Consider the following 20,818-nt stretch of genomic DNA (forward strand, 5'->3'; position numbering starts at 1 on the left):
CCTCCTGCGCCTGACGGCCCCTGCGCGTGCGGCGCGCGCCAACGGGCCGTGCGCGCGTCGACGGGCCATCCTGGCAGGACCACGCGTGGCCGTGCCGGACCTCCCCCGGCACGCCCGTGCGCTCCGACGCCGAGGACGGACGATGCCCTTCACCCCGCGGGACCCCGCAGTGCTCAAGCAGCTGATCGCCCGCGAGGTGGAGGGTCTGCGCAGCGCCGCGCGGCGCCAGGCGGGGGTGCGGACCGCGGAGGGTGCCGAGGCCGCTCCGGAGGCGGGGGCGGCCTGCGCGTGCGGGGGGAGCCCCGACCGGGCGCACTCGTGCCCCGGAGCGGACGACGCCCACGACCCCTGGGCCTGCGTCTGTGCGACGCTGCCTGCGATCCCGGTGTCCGCGGCCCTGCTCGTGCCCGTGCGGGACGAGGCGGGGACCGTCGTCGACTTCACCGTCCGGGCCGGGAACCACGTCCGCGCCGCCGAGTGGCTCGACGCCCCCGACCGGTACACCGGGCGCCGCCTGCGGGAGGTCCAGCCCGGCGCCGCGGCGGGCGGCCTGATCGGCGCCCTCACGGAGGTGCTCGACAGCGGGCGCGCGCTGAAGGCCCACGCGGTGGACTACACCGAGCACCGCAGGGACGGGCTGCACCGCACGCAGCTCCTGTACGACGCGGCGTCGTGCGGCGGCAACGTGCTCGCCACGTGGCGCCCGGCCCGCAACCGTACGGAACTGCTCTCGCTGGACGCGCAGTACATCGCCTCGATGGGGTGGGGCACCTGGGACCTGCTGTCGGGCGAGGTCACCTGGTCGGAGGGGCTGTCCGCCCTCTTCCGGCTGGAAGCCGGGCAGACCCTCACCCTGGCCGAACTGTGCGACGCGGTCCTGCTGGAGGACGTATGGCGCTTCGGCCGGCTGCTGACCGCGCTGCTCGAAGGGGAGGAGCCCTCGGGCGGTGAGGTCCGCTTCAACGTGCTGGGCGAGATCCGCACCCTGCGCCTCGTGGGGCACCCCGTCGTCGCCATGGACGGGCTTCCCTGGGCCATCCACCTCATCGCCCGCGACCTGACCGCCCAGGTGCGCAGCCGCCAGCGGCTGGCGTCCAGCCGTCGGCACAGCGAACTGCTGGAGGAGGAGGCCGCCGCCGAGCGCCGGGTGGCCGCGGTGCTCCGGGAGGCCCTGCTCCCCACGCACTCCGCGGAACTGGCCGCCCTCGGGCTCTCCCTCGCCACCGCGTACCTCCCCGCCGAATCGGAGGCCGTCGGCGGGGACTGGTACAAATGCCGGCGGCTGCCCGACGGCCGGATCCTGCTGGCTGTCGGCGACGCCTGCGGGCACGGCCTGGGCGCCGTGGCCCGCATGGCACAGCAGCGGCACGCCCTCGCGGGCCTCGCCCACGCCCCCGGAACCGACGCGGGGCAGCTCACCACCTGGCTCAACGAACTGCTGTGCGCCGACCCGGCGGCGGAGACGGCGACCGCGGTCATCGGCCACATCGCCGCCGACCGCACGCTGACCTGGGCGTGCGCGGGCCACCCGGCCCCCCTGCTGCTGCGCGGTGGCCGGGCCTCCGCGCTCCCCACCGGACACCGCGGTCCCCTCTTCGGCCTGGTGCCGGGTCACGCCTACGCCACGGCGACCGTGCGGCTCGAACCCGGGGACCTGCTGCTGCTCTACACCGACGGAATGGTCGAGCGGCGGGGCGAGGACATCATCGAGGGCATCAAGGCGCTGGGGGCCGCCCTCGCGTCGTGCGGCGGCCTCACCGCGCAGGAGACGCTCGACCGCATCATGGGCGATTTCGCCGCGGGGGAACACGAGGACGACACCTGCCTGGTGGCGCTGCGCCTCGACTGACGCGGCCACCCCGGCGGCCCCCGCGCGCGGGGGCCGCACGCTGTACCCGGGCGCGCCGTATGAGATCGGCGGGGCGGGGTAGTGGCGGAAAACCGGCACCACCGAAGGAGGCCCGGATGACGGACTCCGAGAAGTCCCAGGACGACCTGGTCACCACCCCTTCCCAGGCGGAGGGCGAGAGGACGGAGCAAGAGATGCCCCAGGAGAACGCGCGCACCACCCCCTCGCAGGCGGAGGGCGAGAGCGGCGACGACGAGGCCCGGCAGCAGGCGGACGACGCCGTCGCGGGGCGGGCCAAGGACGCCGACGCGGACGCCGAGGGCCACGAGGCCAAGCAGCAGCGCCCGGGCCTCGGCCGCGAGGAACAGACCCGGCCGGCCCCGTAGGCAGCAGAGCCGTACGGCCGCCGGGTACGGGCGCCCCGTCCCCGGCGGCCGGTCGTGCGCGTCACACCCTCGCGCCGGTCCCGCCGCTACGGCGCAGGCGCCTCCAGGAGCGTGCCGAGGCCGGCGCACACCAGCCGCACGCTGCGGACGTACGCCTCGTCCTCCCCGAGGGCCGCCGCGGCCACCGTCCCGGGGTACCGCTCGCGCAGCGCGGCGGCCTCCTCGGCGCCGATCGCCACCGATGGTGACGCGCTCTGCTCCTGCAGGACGAAGCCGGTGACGTGGCTGAGCAGCGTGTCCGCGCCCACGCCGCGGTGCGCCGCCGGCACACCGGCCTCCGCGAGCGTGTCGAGCAGCCGTTCCATCAGGGCCAGGGCCCCGGTGCTGAGCACCTTCGGGCTGTCGGCCAGCATCACCGCCCCGCCGGGGTGGCGCCGGATGACCTCCCGCAGGGCGACGAGCTGAGCCTCGACCCGTTCCTGCCAGCTCGCGCCGGGTCCCAGTCCGGCCAGGGCGGCGCTCCCCGCGTCGTACGCCTGCCGGGCGACCCGGTCGGCCATCAGCCGGACCAGGACCTCCTTGTTGGCCACGTGGTAGTAGAGGCTTCCGGCCTGCGCGTCGAGCCGCTGCGCGACCTTGCGCATGGACAGGCCGTGGTAGCCCGATTCGGCGAACACCGCCATCCCGGCGTCGATGATCCGCTCCGTTGTCAGCTTCATGGCAGCAGCCTACCCTGTTTTCTAACACTGTTTGAATTTCTCGCGCCGGAGCGTTACTGTCCTTCTCGACAGCACGTGACGGGGAGCGAAGGGGGGTGGTGACGATGGGCGCGCTGGTGTTCAACGTGACCACGGCGGCACTGATGGTCCTGATGTTCAAAGGAGGGCTGTCCCTGCTGGGCGAGGGCACCCTCCGGCAGCGGCGCACCCCCTGGGCGGCGATCGGGCTGACCACCCTCGTCATCGCCGGACTCGTGACGCAGCTGACCTGGTCGGCGGCCACGGACACCTTCGACAGCGACCCGGCCCGGACGGGCTGGTGGCGCATCGCCACCTCGGTCTTCATGCAGAACGGCGGCCCCGCCGGCGACGCGTGGAACATCGCCACCATCGCCGTCATCGCCGCGCTCGCCGAGTGGTTCTGGGGCGGCCCCCTGATGCTGGGCCTGTTCACGGCGGGCATCCTGCTGCCGACGTACGTCGACATGCTGTTCGGCCAGAGCGAGCGCAGCGCCGATCCGCGCAATTTCGCCGGGAGTTCGGGGGCAACGTACTTCCTCGCCGCGACCCTCGCCGCGCCCCTCCTGCTCCGCGTCCTGCGGACCGGTGGGATCGGGGCGCACACGAAGGACGCCCTGCTCGCGCTCGGTGTGCCGGTGCTGGGCCTGGCCCTCTGGTTCGCCCAGTCCAACGGTCACGGCCTGGTGGCCGCCTACGGCTTCGCACTCGGCGCCGTGACGTGCCTCGTGGCCCGCCCGGCAGCGCTCCGCCCCGACGCCGACCGCCGCAGCGGCGCCGTCGAGGGGGAGCGGGAGGCCGTCCGGGAGGCCTGAGAGAGGGCCCGGGCAGGGGCCGACCCGGTTCCGGTCAGCCGGTCAGCCGGTCACCTCGAAGTGGACGACGGTGACCGCGTCCTGCGGAGCGATCCCGGGATAGTGGAACCGCAGCTTGGCTCCGAGTTCCGCGAGGTCGCGGAAGCCGTCCGCCTGCGCGTCCTCTTCCGTCAGCTCGGCCACCCGCTTGGCCACCACCCGCGTGACCCTCCCCGGCAGGACCACCTCCTCGTCGGACTCGAACAGCAGGCTCACGGGCCCGGTCTCCACCGGGTCACGGAACCGCACCGTCGTGGTCTTCTCACCCGCGAGGACGGCGTCGAGGTAGTCGGGGTGGAAACGCAGGGGCCGTACGGCGGGCGCGGGCGAGGAGTAGGCCCACGGGAGCAGCTCGGCGACCGGGACGCTCCGCAGCCCGTCCGCCGTCGCCACCAGGACGCGGATGCCGGGGTGGTGCTCGAAGAGGACCTGCCGGTCCCGCCCGCACGGCGCGAGCACACCGCGCCCCGCGTCGCCCACCGCCACGATGGTGGTCAGCTCGCGTGCTCCCTCGGCGCGCGCGTGGCCGAGGGCCACCAGCTCCGCACAGGGGCCGCCGGTGAAGTGGTAGAGGTTCAGGCCCCGGAACATCCGGCCCGTCGCGTCCCGTACCGCCGCCCCCACCGTGTGCCGCTCACCGTCGCCGTGGGCGTCCACCACCTCCCGGGCGAAATCGACCAGCTCCCGTTCCGCCGCCGTCAGTTCCCGCATCGTCCTGTCCATCGGAGCACCTTAACGATCACCCGGGCGGGAGGCGAACGGCGGCCGCCTCGGGCGACCTCGGCGCCCGGAATGCGCCTCGCGGAGGGCCTGCCCATACTGTGAGAGTGAGGCGTACTCGGACAGTCTTGCTCTGCATATCCGCCCTGTTAGGCGCGGCCCTCCCCGCCGGCACCGCCGCGGGCCCGGCGTCGGCCGCGACCGCGGCGGCGCCGCAGACCTGCGTCGCGGCCGCGACCGCGGCGGCGCCGCAGACCTGCGTCAGCTCGCCCGGTCCGGCGCAGGGCGACGCGCGCAAGGTGCTCACCATCGCGCAGCAGGCGCAGCGGGAGTTGGGCCTGAACTCGGTGATCCTGCGGGTCTCCTCCGGCGGCACAGAGGTGCTGACCACGGCCCTCGGAGAGTCGATGACCGGCGCACCGGCCGAACCCGCCATGCACTTCCGGACCGGCTCCGTGGCCATCGTCTACATGGGCACCGCGCTGTTGCGGCTCGTCGAGCAGGGCAAGGCCTCCCTCGACGACCCCGTGTCGCGCTGGCTGCCGGACGTGCCGCACGGCTCGGAGATCACCCTGCGGATGCTGGCCGACTCCACGTCCGGCCTGCACGACTACGTCACGGATCCCGCGTTCCTCAAGGAGTTGGAGGCGGCGCCCTTCCGCCAGTGGACCCCGGCCGAGATCACCGGCTACGCGACGCGGCAGCCGCTGCTGTACGAGCCGGGTACCAACTGGAGTTATTCGCACGCCAACTTCGCCTTCCTCGGCGCCGCGCTGGAGAAGATCAGCGGACTCCCGCTGGACCGGCTCCTGTCGCAGACCGTGATCGAGCCGCTCGGGCTGAGCGAGACCAGCAACCAGTCCACGCCGCAGATCCCGGAGCCCGTCCTGCACGCCTTCACCTCCGAGCGCGGCACCTACGAGGAGTCCACCTTCTGGAACCCCTCGTGGACGACCGCTCCGGGAGCCGTCCTCGTGCAGAACATCTGCGACCTGGACCGCTCCGCGCGGGCCATCGGGACCGGCGAGCTGGTGTCCGCGAAGTCCTTCAAGACCCAGCTCGACCCGGGCACCACGGGCCTCGGCCATGCGACGTCCACCTGCCCCGCCACCGTGTGCCTGCTGACCAACACGGCGGCCCACCACTTCGGCCTGGGCGTGCTCGTCGTCAACGACTGGATCCTGACGAACCCGTCGTTCTCCGGCTACGCAGCCATCCAGGCCTACCTGCCGGCCGCCGAGCTCGCGATCTCCGTCACCGTGACGCAGGGCCCCAAGAGCCCCCAGGGCAACTCGGCCGAGACCATCGCCGAACGCATCTCCCAGGCCCTGGCCCCGGACCACGCCCTCAAGCAGCGCTGACGCCGCTCAAAGAGCGGTGGCCTCGCGCACCCGGCTCACATGGACGAGCACGTCGTACGCCGGGCCGATCGCGAGCGTGGGCGGCGGGTCGTTCCTGAAGGACGAACCCGCCTCGTACACGGGGCGGGGCGTGTCGAGCCAACTGCGCCCCGCCGTCGCCAGTGTGCGCAGGTCGAGGTAGTAGTCGCGGTGGCGGACCCGGTCGAGGGTGTGCTCCTGCGAGCCGGGGGCGGCCGCCGGGACCGTGACCTTGTTCCAGGCACTGCCGAGGGTGGTCGCGGTGAGGAACGACCCGCGGGCGAAGGTGAAACCGATGGCGGCGTAGTCGCTGCCGAGAGTGTTGCGAAGGAAGGCACCCTGCGTCGTCGGGTACATCACGGGATCCGTGCTCAGGTAGCCCACGTGCCCGTTGTGCGCGGAGAGCAGCATCTTGTCGCCCGTGCGGCGATGCCACCAGACGGTGTTGTCGGCCATGACCCGGTCGCGCAGGTGCTCCGCCGCGGACACCGACTCCGGATCGGAGAGGTCCAGGGAGGCGAAGGCGAAGGTCTGGGCGATGTTGCGGGCGTGCTGGAGGGTCCACGCGCAGGCCTCGCCGCCGGCAGGGTGGGCCGCGACCAGGTCCAGTGCCCGCTGCGCGGTGGCGGCGTCCGCGCGTCGCTCGGCCACGGGCTTCTGCAGGTGGGCGAAGACGTCGTCGAAGGGGCGCAGTCCCGCGTACAGCTCCGTCAGGCGCGCAAGGTCCTGCGGGTGGTCGCCGCGTACGTGGGACAGGACCCGTTCGAAGGCGGCGTCGCCGAGCCGGGGCGCTCCCACGTCGTTGCCCATGAAGTGGACCTTCCGGCCAGGGTGGCGGTCGTTGTACCACCGCATCCAGGCGATGAGGCTGACGAACTCCTCGCGCTCCCAGGGGGATCCGCCCAGCGTCTCCTTGGCGATCCGCCTCAGCTCCCCGGCGCCGCCCTGGAGGTACTCGTCGATGCGCAGACCCGCCGTCCAGCTCATCTCCAGGGCGAAGGTGGTGAAGCCCTTCTCCTCGACGAGGTGGCGGAAGACGCGTTCCTTCATGGCGAAGAACTCGTGCGAGCCGTGGGTCGCCTCTCCCAGCCCGACGACCACGGCCTCGCCGATCATGGAGCCGAGGGCGCGCAGATCGGTGGTGCGTCCGCCGGGTTCCGTCGTCCGCAGGGGCTGGGCAGCGCGCTCCAGGGCACGGAGCGCGGCGGCTTCCCCACCGTTCGCCGCCGCCGCGGGCCCGGCCGGGGCGGTACGCGCCGCCGGTGCGGCGGAGGCCCGCGGGGCGGCCAGGACGGTGGCCGCCGCGACGCCTGCCGTGGCGGCGAGCAGCTTGCGCCGCCCCATCGTCCGCTGATACGCGCTCATGCCGGTTGCTCCTCGGTTCGGTGTTCCACTGGGTCGTGAAACGATCATGGCGGGAGCGGGGGGAGCAGCGCCCTGGGGCTTTCCTCCGGATCGGTGGGGGAAAACCCCCGCCCGGCACGGTGGCCACCCCGTCGCCCGCGCTACCCGGCCGGCTTGACGCACGTCTGGTCCTTGGCCGGCAGGATGCCGGTGGCCAGGTAGCGGTTGACCCCGTCGTCCACGCAGGTGTTGCCGTAACGACCGTAGAGCGCATGCCGGTTGGCGCCGTCAAGGGTGAGCAACCGGGAAGCCGGCAGCAGGCGGTGCAGCGCGACGCTGCCCTTGTACGTGGTGCGCGGGTCACCGGTGGCGGCCACGATCAGGACCGGCGCGTCCCGCCGCACCCGGGTGGGTTCCTCGCGCGGGCGGTCCCAGAAGGCGCACGGCCCTATGGTGGCGGTGAGCGGCCCGAAGAGAGGGTGCGCGGAGCGGCTGCGCTCGATGTCCCGCCAGTACGTCCGCGGATCGCGCGGCGCGGCCACGTCCCCGCACAGGACGGCGGCCTGCACGCCCGACGGTTCGCCCCCGCCGTGCAGCAGATAGCGGAGCGTCGCGGCGAACCCGGGCGACAGCGCGGTCGGCGCCGCGCCCCGCGCCGCCGCGTCCAGTACGGACAGCTGCTCGCCGAGGAAGGCGCGCGTCGCGTCGCTGTCGTCCCCGGTGGCCGTCAGGAGCAGGACCGGCACCTGGCTGTCGTCGAGCCGGAACACGTCGGCGCCCGCGCCGACCGTCAACGGGCCGCGCGCGGCGGCTGCGACGATCCGGTCGACGGTGGCGAGCACCTCGGCGCGGGTGCGCCCGAGACCGTACGCGCCGTGGCGCTGCGCCGCCCAGTGCGCCCAGTCGGCGAGCGCCTTCTCGTTCTCGGGCTCGGATCCCTTCAGCAGCCGGGGGCCGTAGTCGGCGGGGTTGATCGCCCCGTCGAGGACGACGCGGTCGTAGCGGCCGGGGAACATCTGGGTGTAGACGGTGCCGAGGTAGGTGCCGTAGGAGTAGCCGAGGTAGGAGATCCGGCGCTCGCCGAGGGCGCCGCGGATGACGTCCATGTCGCGGGCCGTGTTACGGGTGCTGATGTACGGCAGGACGGCGGCGTCGGCGGCGCGGCACTTGTCGGCGAGGCCCTTCTGCAGGGTCACCTGCTTCTCGAAACCGGCCCGGCCGGCGCCCGCCGAGAACCACGAACTGCCCACCGGCCAGCCGCAGTCCAGGGGAGTGCTGCGGCCGACGAAGCGCGGGTCGAAGCCGATGATGTCGTAGCGCGCGCCGACGTCCTTCATCGCCTTGCGGACGTCCGGCGGCGACTGGACGGAGGGGCCGCCGGGGCCGCCGTTGTTCAGCAGGAGCGCGCCGATGCGCTGACGGGTGTCGGTCGCCTTCAGCCGGGACACCGCGACCGTGATCGTCCGGCCCCGCGGGTCGCCGTAGTCCAGGGGTACGGTCGCGTCGGCGCACTGGACGCCGGCCCGGTCGAGGTCGTGCCCCGCCGCGTCGTCGGCGCCCTTGGCGCAGCTGCCCCAGCCGAGGCGCTGCTGGTAGTACCGGTCGAGCCCGCCTCCGGGGCCGCCCTTGGCGGGGGCCGCGGCGGCCGCGGTCACCGCGGGGGAGGCGGTGAGGCAGGCGGCGAGCGCGAGACTGAGGGCGCAGGCGCGGCGCGCGGCGGGGCTGAGGGTGGTCACGGGGCTCCTCGGACTGGTGGGTGCGGGCGTCGTGCGGGCGCTCCTGACCGGTGCGATCGCATGCCCCGACGCTAGGGACCCGCCCCCGCCCGCCACATCGCCCACGGGCACGAGGACCCTGGTCCCCCTCGCCCCCCGGCGGGGACCCGCGCCCCGGTCGCGCCTCCTCCTCAGGGGGGACGCCCCGCTGCACCCCCCGGGGCCTCGGCAGCCGCGTGTCAGGGGGAGCGGCGCCGCCGCCGGACGGAGCGGGCCTACCTCGGCGCGACGGCTCCCGAGTCCGGCGCGTGCCGGAGCCCCGATGCGTCGACCGCCTCGAAGTCCGACCCCTTGAACGCTTTGAGCCCGTCGAGCTGGGCGTTGTCCCAGCGGGAGTCCTCCGCCCCGGAGATGTACCAGGGCGATCCGTTGTCCGCGACGATGACACCGTACTTCTTGAGCGCTTCCGCCACCGCCTTCGCCTGCGGGGCGAGTTGGGACGTGTCCACCGCGCTCTTCAGTCGCAGCCGCAGCCCCATGGGAGGCAGCGAGGTGTCCGCGGCGGTGCCCGCGTGGTGCCGCGCGGGCCAGAGGTGGCTCCGGTCGGACCGGGGCACGGTGATGCGGATCGCGTGGTCGACCGATCCGGCCGCCGCCTCCTCGTAGCGCACCAGACCGGGCAGGACGGCCAGACCCGCGGCGTCGGCCGACGTCCACCCGTCGGGCCGCAGTGCGTGCGAGCGCAGGTCGAAGACCGCGCCCGAGCCTGCGTGCCAGGCGTTTCCGCCCTGCGGATGGGCGTCCCAGAGCTCGTAGGACGCACACCGGGTGCGGTCCCAGACGATGACGTGCCGGTCCCCGTCGCTCGCCGGACCGTTCTCGATCCTGGCGTCCTGGGGGATCCGGTAGCCGGAGGCGTCGCTTTCCTCGGCGTAGTCCAGGGAGACCTTTGATTCGGGCACCGCCGTGTCCGAGACGGTGACGGGGATGCCGAAGGGCCGGCCGTCGATGAGCCCCGACCCGAAGTCAGGGTGCAGGGGCGCCGCCGAACCGATGGAGGCGACGTACCGGTCGGATTTCGGGTGGACGGGAAGCGTGTCCACGGGCGCGCGCCAGAAACTGTCGGGCAGCGACGGCCGGCACGGCTCCCGGGGCGCCGAAGCGGAGCCTGTGGCCGAGCCGGCAGAGTGGTGGGGCGCCGTGACGGTTGTCGCCTCCGCGCTCGGTCCGGACACCGTGTACCCGGCCACCAGGAACGTCGCAGCGAGAGCCGATACCGCTGCCACGGCAGGGATCCGGCCCCGGCCGCGTGGGCGGGCTCCCGTTCCCTGCTTCGCGTGCTTGAGGGCCATGGTCCACCCCGTCCGCGAGGGTTGTGACGTGCTGCCCGCGCTGTTGCGTGCGAGCCCCTCCAGCGTAAGCACCTTCCCGCCCCGCCGCCCCGCCGTCACCGGGGACGGCGGCGGAGGGGGCGGTGATCCGCGCCGGACAGCGCCCGTCAGTGTCAGTGGACGTCACCAGCGTGCTGACGCCACCGGGACGGCCCGGCGCGGGGGCGGAAGCGGACGGCCGGGAGGCGGACGGGGGAGCGCCGGGCGCCGTAGCGGAAGGCGAAGATGCCCGCCGCGGTGGCGGATGCACGGGCCGCGCGCAACGTTACGGCCCTCGTATGCGGCCCTGACGGTTCCGTCGCGCTACGTCACCGTGGAGGGTCCCGGTATCCGTGTCTACGGGGGCGATTCCGCCCAGGTCTCGGGGCCGCCGCCCCGCCATTCGACGAGGTCGGAGTCGGCGAAGTCCAGGCTCTCGGCGTTCTCCATCCCCGCCGCGGCCAGGAAGACGGCGATGTCGGACGGCTTGTGCGCGACGCCGATGGCCGTTCCGTCCCAGCGGACACGCCGCCAGCCGTTGTCGTCGGGCGGATAGATGACGAGGCGGGCAGACATGGCTCCAGTGTCGGGGAGCCGACGGCCACCGGCACGCCGCAGGAGGCCGGACGGGTCGGCGGACGCCCGCGCCGCCGGTACGCGGGCCCGCGCGGCCGCCGGAGTACGGGCCCCCTCGGGCCCCGTGGCCCCCGGTCCCCGTAGCCCCGACACCCCGCCCCGCATTCACGCGTCCCAGGTGACCGGGAGCCTCTTCACGCCGTGGATGTCCGCGGCCTCCGGTCGCACGGCGACCTCCTCGGCCGGTACGGCCAGGCGCAGCGTGGGGAAGCGGCTCAGCAGCGCCGAGAACGCGACCCGCATCTCGACGCGGGCCAGCTGCTGCCCCAGGCACAGGTGGATGCCGTGGCCGAAGGCCAGGTGGCCGCCGGCCGCCCGCCGGAGGTCGAGCGCGTGCGGATCGGCGAAGCGCTCCGGGTCGCGGTTCGCCGTGTTGTAGGACAGGACGACCGTCGTGCCGGCCTCGATCAGCCGGCCCCCCACCTCGACGTCCACCAGCGCCGTCCGCATGAACGACTTGGCGACGCTCAGGTACCGCAGCAGCTCCTCCACCGCCTGGTCGGTGAGCGAGGGATCGGCGCGCAGCGCCGCCAGCTGCGCCGGGTTGCGCAGAAGCGCGAAGGCCCCCAAGGACAGCATGTTCGCGGTGGTGTCGAAGCCGGCCGCCAGCAGGATCAGAGCGATGCCCTGGAGCTCCTCGTCGGTCAGGTCGCCGTCGGTCAGCTCGCTGAGCACGTCGTCCGTGGGGTGCGCGCGCTTGGCGGCCACCAGCCGGGCGAGGTACTCCTGCGTCGCGGTGTAGGCCGCCAGCAGGTCCTCGTCGTTCGTCTCCCCGTTCATGAACGTATCGATCTGCTCCTGGAAGGAGTCCCGGTCCTCGTACGGAACCCCCAGCAGCTCGCAGATGACGATCGTGGGGATGGGCTTGGCGAAGGCGGTCACCAGGTCCGACGGCGGCCCGGCCGCCTCCATGGCGTCCAGGCAGGTGGTGGTGATCTGCTCGATGCGCTCGGTGAGCAGCCGCATCCGGCGGGCGGTGAACTTGCCCACCAGGGGTTTGCGGTAACGCCCGTGCTGGGGCTCGTCCATGAGGAGGAACTCGCCGGGCGGCGCCGGCGGGAGCTCGAAGTCGACGACGTTCAGGAGATCCTTGCGCGAGCTGAACCGCGGATCGGCCAGGACCGACCGGACGGCGTCGTAGCCGGTGATCAGCCAGCCGGGCTTCCCGCCCGGGTGGGTGTAGCGGCTGATCGGACCGTGCCGCCGCGCGTCGATCAGCTCGGCCGGCGGGTCGAAGGGGCACCCGGGCGGACGCTCCGTCGGCAGCGCCGCGACGGTGTGCAGTGATGCGCTCGTTTCGCTCATGACCATTCCTCATCTCGCGGCATTGCGTGTTTTACGTATGCCGAAAGCTACGTTGCGTTCGTTGGAGCGTCAATCAACAAGAATCCATAACTGCACGTCACAACACGGAAATTGATGCAATGACGCTGAACCCGAATGCAATGCGACGTTGCAATGAATGAAGGCGAAGGCAATACTTGCGGCATGCCAGGAGGACGCTTGACCCAGCAGGAACGTCAGCGCATCGCCGCCGGTCTCGCCGACCGGCTTTCCTATGCCGAGATCGCGAGGCGGCTCGACCGGCCGACCTCGACGATCAGCCGGGAGGTCGCGCGCAACGGCGGTCCCCACGGCTACCGGCCCCAGGAAGCCCAGCGCGCCGCGGGCCGACGGGCGCAGCGCGGCACACCGGCGCCCCCGCGCGCGGCGGGAGCGCCGACCACCACGGCGGAAGAGCGGATCATCGAACTGGCCGTCGGCTCGGGCCTGCCCAGGATGACGGCGCGCGTGCACGTCGATCTGCTGCTGTCCGAGGACGGCAGGCGCACCGCCGCCGAGCTGACCCGCAGACTGAACGTCAGCCCGGCCTCGGTCTCGGTGGCCGTGAACTTCCTGGTCCAGCAGGGCTACGTCCGGCGCGAACGCGATCCGCGCGGCCGCCGGGACGTCTACGTGCTCGACGACGACGCCTGGTACCAGTCGGTCCTGATCAGCTCGCGGCACACCCTCGCCTCGGCCCGCGCCGCCCTGACGGCGGCCGAGGAACTCGGCCCGGACACACCGGTGGGACAACGCCTGACCAGAGCCGGAACGTTCCTGGAACACGTCATTGAGGACATGCTGACCTCCGCCAACCGCTGGCGCCCCCTCCTGACGTAACGGCGGGCGGCCGCCGCGGGCCGTCCTGGCCGAGGGAATGTCAGTGCGATCCGGTAACTCTTCTGAAAGATTACGCGCAGTGGACCGCCACGGGGCGACCACCACATTCCCAGGGGGGAACGCACCACATGACACCTGCTCGCGCGTTATCTACGGCGGCGCTGGCGCTGGCGCTCGGCTTGGCCGCCGCGCCGCCGACCGCCGCGGCTGCCGACCCGACGACGCCCAAGGTCACCACGCCGCGGACCAGCCCGCAGCCCGGCTTCGCGGGCGAGGACCGCTACGCCGACTGCGACACCGATCCGTACTCCGGTGCCGGAGCGGGCTGGGTCGGCGCCAGTGACCTCACGTTGCGTGCCACGGCCTCGTCGCCGACGGGGGCGCAGCTCCAGACGACGTTCCAGCTCTGGGACACCACGTACGGGGGCAAGCGCACGGAGCAGACGTCCGGTTGGAGCACGTACCCCGAGGCGCGTGCGGACTTCGGCCGTGACCACTTCCTGGACGGCCGCCAGTACGCATGGCGTGCCCGCGCCGCCGACGGGAAGTCGACCGGCCCGTACACGGCCTGGTGCTACTTCCGCGTGGACCGGACGCCGCCGACCGCCGAGGTCACCACGGACGCGACCCCGAAGAAGGTCGGCGAGGAGGCGACCTTCACCCTGCGGGGCGCCGACACGGGCTCGGAGATCGCTTGCGCCCGCTGGAGCACCACCTCGACGTCCAGCGTCGGCTGGCGCTGCTCGGACGAGGCCACGAATTCCCACATCGTCCGTCTCACCGACGGCTCCGTCGACATCAAGGTCACGCCCGCCAACTGGGGCAGCCAGGCGGTCTACCTCCAGACGATGGACAACGCGGGCAACGTCTCCCAGGACGCCGTCGTCTACTACTACGCGCAGCCGAATTCCGCCCCGGCCGTATTCGGCGACATCGACTCCGACGGCAAGCCGGACGTTCTGGTCCCCGACGCGGCAGGCAATCTCCGCAAGCGGGGGGCGAACCCGCACGACACCGCGAACGCCCGTGCCGTCGCCGCGCCCGGCGGTGGCGGTAGCTGGGCGGGAGTCCAGTACACCCACCGCGGCACCCTGGGCTACCAACAGGTGGACGACCTGCTGGCGCACGCCCCCGGCACTCCTTCCCTGGTCCTCTTCCGCAACGACGGCGCGGGCCGCTTCACGGAACAGGCCCCGTCGGACCTCGCCAAACCCACCATCTGCCGGGACACCGCACGCACCGTCATCGACTGCGCGGAGCACGGCCTCGGCCCCGACTGGGCGCAGGTCGCGCAGCTCGCGGCCTTCGGTTCCCCGCGGGGCGACCGGGCGGAGGAGGGCATCCTGCCGAGTACTTCGCTGCTGTTCGTGGAGAACGGCCGCCTGTGGCTGGTGGAGCGAGAGTCCATGGAGCTCGACGACGAAGCGGTCCTCGTCTCGGGCAACGGCACACAGTGGGCCGGCCAGGAGCTGCTGACCCCGGGCCGCGCCCAAGGCACGGACTTCCCCACGCTGTGGGCCCGCTCGACCGACGGCGCCGTCCGCGCCTTCTCCCTCACGGGTACTCCCGACGCCCCGGACTTCTCCGCATTCGCCGACCCGTCGGCCGGGCCGGTCCTGACCACTCTGACCCCCGCCGCGCACCCGCGCGTCGGCTCCGACGGTGACCTCACCGGTGACGGCCTGCCGGACCTCTGGTCCGCGGACGCCTCCGGCAAGGTGACCGTCTTCCCGGGGAGGGGCACGGCGACTCCCCACCCGACGGTCACCGGCTTCGGCCCGGCCGTCTGAGCACCCACCGGGTTCCCGACGGGCCCGCGGGCGGGGTCCGTCGGACCCCTGGCGGCGCGTGCGGGCGGATCAGGTGCGGTCGCGAGCCGGTTCCGCTTCCGGTCGGGGCGTGGTGCCGGTGCCGTGCCGGGGGAGGAGGAGCGGGGTCGCCAGGAGGAGCAGGCCGGCCAGGACGATGGCCGGGCGGGGGCCGAGCAGGCTGCCCAGGACGCCCCAGACGGCGGTCAGGAGGGCGGTGGTGGCTTTGGTCGTCACCGCCCAGGCGGAGAGGGTACGGGCGACCCGGCCCGTCGCGGTGCGTTCCAGGCGGTAGGTCGCGCTGACGGGGTTGAAGACCCCGCAGCAGAAGATGAGCCCCAGTTCGACGGCGATCACCAGCAGCAGGCCCCCGGTTCCCGGCCCCACGAACGCCAGCCCGACGGGCCAGAGCGCGCGCAGCGTCCCGGCCGCCAGGAGCACCCGGTGCTGTTCGAACCGGGTGACGAGCGGCTGGGCCAGCCGGGAGCCGAACAGTCCGCCGATCGCGGGTGCGGCGAAGGCGAGGCCGTACTGCCAGGGCGCGTACCCGAGCGGTCCGAGCATGAGGACGGCGAGCAGCGGCTGCGTCGCCATCACCAGGGCGTTGAACGCCGCGGTGTTGAAGAACAGCGGGCGCAGCATCGCGTCGCCGAGGATGTACCGCCAGCCGTCGAGCAGGTCGCCGGCCCGCATGCGCGAGCCCTCCCGGCGCTCGGGCCGCGGCTCGTGGCCCCGCGACGCGTGGATGCCCAGCGCCGAGAGCAGGTAGCTGACCGCGTCCGCCACCACGGTGACCACCGGACCGAGGAGCCCGATCATCGCGCCGCCCAGCGGCGGCCCGATGATCGTGGTCGTCCAGGCGGTGGACTCGAAGCGCGCGTTGGCGACGAGCAGGTCCTCGGCCGCGAGCAGCGTTTTCAGGTACGCGCCGGAGGCCGCACGGAAGGTGATGTCGGCCGCCGCGACCACGACCGAGACCAGCAGGAGCTGGAGGAAGGTGAGGGCGCCGAGCGCGAACGCGGCGGGGACCGTCAGCAGCGCCGCGCACCGCACCAGGTCCATCGCGATCAGCACCGGCCGCTTGCGCCGGAAGTCCACCCACGGCCCGAGCGGCACGGCCACCGCGGCGCCCACCGCGGATCCGACCGCGGAGAGGGCGGCGACCGCGGCCGGTCCGGAGTGCAGCACCTGGACGGCGATCAGCGGGAAGGCCCCGAAGGCGAGCCAGGTGCCCAGCGCGCTGGTCCCGTACGCTCCCCAGAGCCACCCGAACCGCCGTCCCAGTCGGTGCCCGTCCCCCATGCCCGCCGCCCCTCGCCGTCACTCGTACAACCGATCCGCGATCGGATCCATCCAAGCGGGCCCACTGCCGGGGGATCAAACAACCGAAGCGGCCAGCGGCACAACCAGTGGTTGTGAGGGCGTAAGGTGCAGCGCCATGGACATCGAAACCGTCCGCACCTTCGTCGCCGCCGCCGACGCCCGGCAGTTCCAGGTGGCCGCCGCCGAGCTGGGGATCACCCAGCAGGCCGTCTCCAAGCGCATCGCCGCACTGGAGCGCGGCATGGGCGTCCGGCTGTTCACCCGCACCCCGCGCGGCGCCGAGCTCACCATCGACGGACAGGCGTTCCTGCCGCACGCGCGCGAGCTGCTGCGCGTCGCCGAGCGCGCGGTCACCTCCGTGCGCACCGGCCGCCGCCCGCTGCGCGTCGACGTGATCGCCTCGCGCGTCGCGCAGTCGGGCCTGATGCGCGGCTTCCACCGCGCACACCCCGAGATCGACCTCGACGTGGTGATGCTCTTCGGCTTCGAGACGGCCGTCAGTGCCATCCGGTCCGGCGCGATCGACGCGTCCTTCCGCGCCGTGGCCGCGCCCGGCCTGCCCCTCCCCGAGGACATCGAGTCCGTCCGGGTGCTCGACGAACCGCTCCAGCTCCTCACCGGCCCCGGCCACGCGCTGGCGGACGCCCGGTCCGTGACCCTCCAGCAGCTCGTCGGGCACCGGATCTGGATGCCCGGCATCGTGCCGGGCACCGAGTGGGCCGCCTACTACGACGACCTCGTCACCGAGTTCGGCCTCACCATCGAGGCGACGGGCCCCAACTTCGGCTCCGACGCCCTCCTCGACACCGTCGCCGACACCCCCGCCCTGGCCACCTTCATGGGCGAGCACACCCGCCTCGTCTGGCCCACCGGCCACGGCCTGCGCCGCATCCCGGTGACCGACCCCACGCCCGTCTACCCGCACTCGCTCCTCTGGCACCGCGACAACCCGCACCCCGCGCTGGCCACCCTCCGCGCGCACCTCGCCACGACGGCGTCCGGCCCGGGCGCCCCGGGCACCTGGGTCCCGGACTGGGTGGCCCCACGTTGACCGTCTGACCCCGTGCTGACCATCTGGTCCCCGGCCCCTGGCCCCTGACGGGCGATCGGCGATCGGCGACCCGTCCCGCGACACGACTTCCCCTGGGCCGGATCCCGGGCGGGGATGCGCTAAGCTGATCTCGTTCTCGCAGCCGGGTTTCCGGTGGTGGGCTCGCGTTGGTGGTCCAAGGAAAGACACCCCACTTCCCGTGGGGGGATGCAGGTGCAAGGCCTGCCCAGCGCTCGATCAAGGCCCCGGCCTCCGCAAGGAGACCGGGGCCTTTTCCGTGCCCCGCCCCCGCCCTTGCCCCCGCACCCTCTTCCGCGCGCCGGTGCATCGAACGCGCCGCCCCTGGGTACGCATGCGCACCAGGTACCCGAGGAGGAGTTCCGTGTCATCGCCCTACGACGCCCAGTACGCCCCCATCGGTGATGTGGGCACAGCGCTGATGATGATCGACTCCCGGCTCAAGGCCGTCCACGACGGCAAGCCCGAGGTTGACCCCGAACAGCAGTTGCTGATCGAGCAGTACGCCGCGTCCCTGGGCCCCGAGGGGGCCGGTGACGTGCTGGACGGGGCGTGCACCCTCATCTACATGTTCACGACGTGGCTGCGTAAGGCTCATGAGGAGCACGGCAAGGACGTCATCGAGTACGTGGTGCCCCACCTCGTGGCCTCGCTGGGCATGATGCCCAAGAGCGTCCGGCCCGAGGCCGTTCCCACCATGGCCGGCCTGGTCATCGCCGCGGGTACCGGGCTGAGCCCCAGCTTGTGGCGCAAGGGGTACGGGGCGTGGAAGAGGGAGGAGATGAACCCCTTGGAGGCCACCGCCTTCCTGCTGGCGGAACACATCAACCGCATCGCCGGCGACCCCGACTTCGCCACCCGCCTGATCACCGACGCCCTGTCACGGGTGGAGGAGGCCTGAGGCATGTCCCCGGCGGTCGGCGGTCCGACCAGGGGACTAGCCTTGCGGAACGTCCCTGACGAAGACGAGGCCGTCGCCCGCCGCCAAGTGGGCCGGGTCGAGCGGGGCGTAGCCGTACCAGGGGGACACGCGGGGCTCGGGCAGGGGACTGCCGAGGGCCGTGGCCAGTCGGCGGGAATCGATGACGTAGGCGTTCTCGGGAAGGGCGTAGAGGTGCCCCTCCACGGTGTCCGGCGGCGGGGTGTCCACCCCCTGGTGCCGGATCGTGCCGAGGGCCGTCGCCACGAAGGCGTACTCCGCGCCCAGGCGGGCGCTCACCAGCGCGCCGGCGCTCCACCACTCCACCGTCCCCTCCCACGTCCGCATCGAGCTCTTCTCCCGCTGCAGATGGGAGTTGTGGGCGTGGACGAGTACGGGGCCGCGGGCGGCGAGGGCGAGGAGGTTGTCGGCCATCATGAGGTTCCGGAGTGCGCACAGCCGCGTCATGCGGGCCGGTGAGGGGTCGGCCATCGCGTGGTGGTAGCGCAGCAGGCCGGCAGCGGTACGCCCGTACAGGCGCGCCAGGTCCACGTCGTCCCGCGAGGCCGTCACCAGCAGGTGCGGCGCCTGCGCGTCGAGCAGGGCGATCAACTCGTCGGTGAGCAGGCGCAGTCGGTCCGCCTCGGCCGACCGGCCCGCGGAGCGTGCGGCGTCCAGCATCGCGGCGGGCTCGGTCCACCGGTCGTCGGCGCCGAGCAGGCGGTCGAGTTCCTCCGGGGTGCAGGGGAGCAGGGTCGCGTCCACCCGGGCGCCGAGGTGGCCGTGGAGCGCGGTGAGGGCCTGCCGGGGGCTCGCGGCGTGGGTGATTTCCAGCGGGCCGTCGAAACCGGCGAAGCGGAGCCGGTCGGAGGCGGGCCGACCGTCGCGGTCGGCCCGGGCGTTGTAGGCCCGCATCCAGCGCACGAGCTCGCGGTTGGCGGCGGAGGTCCCCCAGCCGTGGCTGATGCCCCGCTCCGCGACCTCGTCGAGGCGGCCCGTGCCGGAGGTGACGTACTCGTCCACGGCCAGCCCGGCCATGCAGTCGCTCTCGATGGCGATCGTCCGGTAGCCCTCCTCCTCGACGAGCTGCCGGAACAGCTCGTTGCGCAGGACGAGCAGCGCGTCCTCGCCGTGGGTGGGCTCGCCCAGGGCGAGCAGCCGCGGCCGGGCCGGGAACAGCCTCATGACGCCGGCGGCGTCGACGGCGCCGGCGGTGTTCTCGATGTCAGTAGCCATGCCTTCAACGCTATCGTTGAAGCCCCGGTGGAGACTTTGGCGCGCTATCGTCGGCTTCATGGGGCAAAACCTTCAAAGGCGTGACCGGCTGCGGCCGGTCGATCTGGCGCGTGCTCACGGCCTGTCCACGCAGGCGGTCAGGAACTACGAGGAAGCGGGCATCCTGCCCGCCACCGGTCGCACCCCGCACGGTTACCGCACCTACACCGCACTGCACGCCGGCGCGTTGCGCGCGTTCCTCGCCCTGCTCCCCGGTCACGGCCACCGGACGGCGGCGTCGGTCATGCGGGCGGTCAACGAGGGCGCGGACGACGAGGCGTTCCGGCTCGTCGACGAGAGCCACGCACAACTCCTGGAGGACCGCAGCACGTTGCGGGCCGTGGAGAAAGCCCTCCGCGACCTGGAGGCACCCGCGGCGACCGAGCCGCGCGAGGCGTCCCCGGGGTCGGCGGGCTCCCCGGGGTCCTCGACGCCCAGGACGTCCACGGCGCCCCCGCCGGGGAACTCGTTCATCGGCCCGCTGGCGCACCAGCTGGGCATCCGGCCCGCGACGCTGCGTACGTGGGAACGCGCCGCACTGGTGCACCCCCGCCGCGACCCGCGGACCGGATACCGCGTCTACGACGCGGCCGCCGCACGGGACGCCCGCCTGACCCACCAGCTCCGGCGCGGTGGCTACCCGCTGGAGCAGATCGCCCCGCTCATCGCCCACGTCCGGTCGGCCGGCGGGCTGGAGCCGCTGGAGAGCGCACTGGCCGACTGGAACGGACGGCTGTCCGCCCGGGGGCGGGCCCTGCTGGCGGGGGCCGCGGAGCTGGAGGCGTACCTCCGCGCGCGCGGATGAGCCGGACGGCCTACCGCGATCGCCGCCCGACCCGGCCGGCGGCGCCGTTCCGCGTCCGCGCGGCGATGAGGAGCGCGAGCCCGCCGGCCACGACCAGGGTCCCCACCAAGACCAGGCCCGCGCCGATCACGAAGAGCCCGCTCCCGTCGTCCGACCAGTCGTAGGCGGCGGCCGCGGTCAGCCCGATGCCGGGGCCGAGCGCCGCGGCGACGACGTGCCCGCGCGAGGCCGCCCAGTACACCGCCACCAGCAGCGTCAGCACGAGACCGATCACCTGCCAGGCCTCGTAGGGGCCGGTCGTCGCACCATCGGGGTGCACGTCGCGGTGCTGGTCCCAGCCCAGCCAGGCGGCCCAGGCCGCCATCGCCCCCGCGGCCAGCACCACGGTCGCGAGCAGGTGGGAAAGAGGTCTCCGCAGTCCTTGGGCCATGACCCCAGTCTCCCGGCTCCGGCGGCCGCCCGACAG

Annotated in this window: 19 protein-coding genes; 9 read left to right on the forward strand and 10 right to left on the reverse strand. The window is 73.4% G+C overall.

Going from position 1 to position 20,818, the window contains the following annotated elements; genetic code table 11:
* Positions 1-142: 142 nt before the first annotated feature.
* A complete protein-coding gene (locus tag ABZY31_RS23865) occupies positions 143-1,849 on the forward strand; it encodes a PP2C family protein-serine/threonine phosphatase (RefSeq protein WP_356413497.1) in 1,707 nt (568 codons plus the stop codon).
* Positions 1,850-1,965: 116 nt separating this feature from the next.
* Positions 1,966-2,235, forward strand: a complete 270-nt coding sequence (locus tag ABZY31_RS23870) for a hypothetical protein (RefSeq protein WP_356413499.1) — start codon at positions 1,966-1,968, stop codon at positions 2,233-2,235.
* Between the two features lie 86 nt (positions 2,236-2,321).
* Here ABZY31_RS23870 and ABZY31_RS23875 read toward each other — a convergent pair whose 3' ends face one another.
* The gene (locus tag ABZY31_RS23875) at positions 2,322-2,954 is read right to left on the reverse strand and encodes a TetR family transcriptional regulator (RefSeq protein WP_356413501.1); all 633 of its coding nucleotides are present in this window, start codon (positions 2,952-2,954) and stop codon (positions 2,322-2,324) included.
* Between the two features lie 104 nt (positions 2,955-3,058).
* Here ABZY31_RS23875 and ABZY31_RS23880 point away from each other — a divergent pair, with 104 nt between their 5' ends.
* A complete protein-coding gene (locus ABZY31_RS23880; protein ID WP_356413547.1) occupies positions 3,059-3,787 on the forward strand; it encodes a hypothetical protein in 729 nt (242 codons plus the stop codon).
* Between the two features lie 42 nt (positions 3,788-3,829).
* On the opposite strand, the gene ABZY31_RS23885 is transcribed toward ABZY31_RS23880, so the two are convergent.
* Positions 3,830-4,549 (reverse strand): ASCH domain-containing protein, encoded by a 720-nt coding sequence (locus ABZY31_RS23885; protein ID WP_356413503.1) that lies wholly within the window; start codon positions 4,547-4,549, stop codon positions 3,830-3,832.
* 125 nt (positions 4,550-4,674) lie between these two features.
* On the opposite strand from ABZY31_RS23885, the gene ABZY31_RS23890 reads away from it, so the two are divergent.
* A complete protein-coding gene (locus ABZY31_RS23890) occupies positions 4,675-5,907 on the forward strand; it encodes a serine hydrolase domain-containing protein (RefSeq protein WP_356413505.1) in 1,233 nt (410 codons plus the stop codon).
* A 6-nt stretch (positions 5,908-5,913) separates the two neighbouring features.
* On the opposite strand, the gene ABZY31_RS23895 is transcribed toward ABZY31_RS23890, so the two are convergent.
* From ABZY31_RS23895 to ABZY31_RS23915, 5 genes are all read right to left on the reverse strand, one after another.
* On the reverse strand, positions 5,914-7,290 hold the full coding sequence (locus ABZY31_RS23895) for an erythromycin esterase family protein (protein ID WP_356413506.1): 1,377 nt from the start codon (positions 7,288-7,290) through the stop codon (positions 5,914-5,916).
* Positions 7,291-7,430: 140 nt separating this feature from the next.
* Entirely contained in the window at positions 7,431-9,005 is a 1,575-nt protein-coding gene (locus ABZY31_RS23900; protein WP_356413508.1) for an alpha/beta hydrolase, read from the reverse strand.
* 254 nt (positions 9,006-9,259) lie between these two features.
* Positions 9,260-10,087 (reverse strand): hypothetical protein, encoded by an 828-nt coding sequence (locus tag ABZY31_RS23905; RefSeq protein WP_356413509.1) that lies wholly within the window; start codon positions 10,085-10,087, stop codon positions 9,260-9,262.
* A 624-nt stretch (positions 10,088-10,711) separates the two neighbouring features.
* Entirely contained in the window at positions 10,712-10,930 is a 219-nt protein-coding gene (locus tag ABZY31_RS23910; protein ID WP_356413511.1) for a hypothetical protein, read from the reverse strand.
* Between the two features lie 165 nt (positions 10,931-11,095).
* Positions 11,096-12,301, reverse strand: coding sequence for a cytochrome P450 (locus tag ABZY31_RS23915; RefSeq protein WP_356413512.1), 1,206 nt, complete (start codon positions 12,299-12,301; stop codon positions 11,096-11,098).
* A gap of 177 nt (positions 12,302-12,478) precedes the next feature.
* Here ABZY31_RS23915 and ABZY31_RS23920 point away from each other — a divergent pair, with 177 nt between their 5' ends.
* Both ABZY31_RS23920 and ABZY31_RS23925 read left to right on the forward strand, forming a co-directional pair.
* On the forward strand, positions 12,479-13,153 hold the full coding sequence (locus ABZY31_RS23920) for a helix-turn-helix domain-containing protein (protein WP_356413514.1): 675 nt from the start codon (positions 12,479-12,481) through the stop codon (positions 13,151-13,153).
* A gap of 128 nt (positions 13,154-13,281) precedes the next feature.
* Entirely contained in the window at positions 13,282-14,943 is a 1,662-nt protein-coding gene (locus ABZY31_RS23925; protein WP_356413516.1) for a VCBS repeat-containing protein, read from the forward strand.
* A 69-nt stretch (positions 14,944-15,012) separates the two neighbouring features.
* Here ABZY31_RS23925 and ABZY31_RS23930 read toward each other — a convergent pair whose 3' ends face one another.
* Positions 15,013-16,263, reverse strand: a complete 1,251-nt coding sequence (locus tag ABZY31_RS23930; RefSeq protein ID WP_356413518.1) for an MFS transporter — start codon at positions 16,261-16,263, stop codon at positions 15,013-15,015.
* 136 nt (positions 16,264-16,399) lie between these two features.
* On the opposite strand from ABZY31_RS23930, the gene ABZY31_RS23935 reads away from it, so the two are divergent.
* Positions 16,400-17,335 carry a LysR family transcriptional regulator gene (locus tag ABZY31_RS23935; RefSeq protein WP_356413520.1) on the forward strand — a complete coding sequence of 312 codons (936 nt, stop codon included), beginning with the start codon at positions 16,400-16,402 and terminating at the stop codon, positions 17,333-17,335.
* Positions 17,336-17,717: 382 nt separating this feature from the next.
* Positions 17,718-18,254, forward strand: a complete 537-nt coding sequence (locus ABZY31_RS23940; protein ID WP_356413522.1) for a hypothetical protein — start codon at positions 17,718-17,720, stop codon at positions 18,252-18,254.
* A gap of 36 nt (positions 18,255-18,290) precedes the next feature.
* Here the strand turns inward: ABZY31_RS23940 and ABZY31_RS23945 are convergent, their stop codons facing one another.
* Positions 18,291-19,508, reverse strand: coding sequence for an erythromycin esterase family protein (locus tag ABZY31_RS23945; protein WP_356413524.1), 1,218 nt, complete (start codon positions 19,506-19,508; stop codon positions 18,291-18,293).
* Positions 19,509-19,566: 58 nt separating this feature from the next.
* Between ABZY31_RS23945 and ABZY31_RS23950 the strand changes: the two genes are divergently transcribed.
* Complete coding sequence (locus tag ABZY31_RS23950) at positions 19,567-20,352, forward strand: MerR family transcriptional regulator (protein WP_356413525.1); 786 nt, start codon at positions 19,567-19,569, stop codon at positions 20,350-20,352.
* Between the two features lie 10 nt (positions 20,353-20,362).
* Here the strand turns inward: ABZY31_RS23950 and ABZY31_RS23955 are convergent, their stop codons facing one another.
* Positions 20,363-20,782: a hypothetical protein gene (locus ABZY31_RS23955; protein WP_356413526.1), complete on the reverse strand. Its 420-nt coding sequence runs from the start codon at positions 20,780-20,782 to the stop codon at positions 20,363-20,365.
* Positions 20,783-20,818: the final 36 nt, after the last annotated feature.

It is taken from the genome of Streptomyces sp. NPDC006529, from assembly GCF_040611795.1.
In the GTDB taxonomy this organism is placed as follows: domain Bacteria; phylum Actinomycetota; class Actinomycetes; order Streptomycetales; family Streptomycetaceae; genus Streptomyces.

What these genes read in the sequence shown, in the direction of transcription:
- ABZY31_RS23920 (WP_356413514.1), top strand. Translation starts at nt 12,479, where the DNA reads ATGCCAGGAGGACGCTTGACCCAGCAGGAACGTCAGCGCATCGCCGCC.
- ABZY31_RS23880 (WP_356413547.1), top strand. Translation starts at nt 3,059, where the DNA reads ATGGGCGCGCTGGTGTTCAACGTGACCACGGCGGCACTGATGGTCCTG.
- ABZY31_RS23885 (WP_356413503.1), bottom strand. Translation starts at nt 4,549, where the DNA reads ATGGACAGGACGATGCGGGAACTGACGGCGGCGGAACGGGAGCTGGTC.
- ABZY31_RS23870 (WP_356413499.1), top strand. Translation starts at nt 1,966, where the DNA reads ATGACGGACTCCGAGAAGTCCCAGGACGACCTGGTCACCACCCCTTCC.
- ABZY31_RS23895 (WP_356413506.1), bottom strand. Translation starts at nt 7,290, where the DNA reads ATGAGCGCGTATCAGCGGACGATGGGGCGGCGCAAGCTGCTCGCCGCC.
- ABZY31_RS23865 (WP_356413497.1), top strand. Translation starts at nt 143, where the DNA reads ATGCCCTTCACCCCGCGGGACCCCGCAGTGCTCAAGCAGCTGATCGCC.
- ABZY31_RS23945 (WP_356413524.1), bottom strand. Translation starts at nt 19,508, where the DNA reads ATGGCTACTGACATCGAGAACACCGCCGGCGCCGTCGACGCCGCCGGC.
- ABZY31_RS23930 (WP_356413518.1), bottom strand. Translation starts at nt 16,263, where the DNA reads ATGGGGGACGGGCACCGACTGGGACGGCGGTTCGGGTGGCTCTGGGGA.
- ABZY31_RS23950 (WP_356413525.1), top strand. Translation starts at nt 19,567, where the DNA reads ATGGGGCAAAACCTTCAAAGGCGTGACCGGCTGCGGCCGGTCGATCTG.
- ABZY31_RS23925 (WP_356413516.1), top strand. Translation starts at nt 13,282, where the DNA reads ATGACACCTGCTCGCGCGTTATCTACGGCGGCGCTGGCGCTGGCGCTC.
- ABZY31_RS23910 (WP_356413511.1), bottom strand. Translation starts at nt 10,930, where the DNA reads ATGTCTGCCCGCCTCGTCATCTATCCGCCCGACGACAACGGCTGGCGG.
- ABZY31_RS23875 (WP_356413501.1), bottom strand. Translation starts at nt 2,954, where the DNA reads ATGAAGCTGACAACGGAGCGGATCATCGACGCCGGGATGGCGGTGTTC.
- ABZY31_RS23955 (WP_356413526.1), bottom strand. Translation starts at nt 20,782, where the DNA reads ATGGCCCAAGGACTGCGGAGACCTCTTTCCCACCTGCTCGCGACCGTG.
- ABZY31_RS23915 (WP_356413512.1), bottom strand. Translation starts at nt 12,301, where the DNA reads ATGGTCATGAGCGAAACGAGCGCATCACTGCACACCGTCGCGGCGCTG.
- ABZY31_RS23935 (WP_356413520.1), top strand. Translation starts at nt 16,400, where the DNA reads ATGGACATCGAAACCGTCCGCACCTTCGTCGCCGCCGCCGACGCCCGG.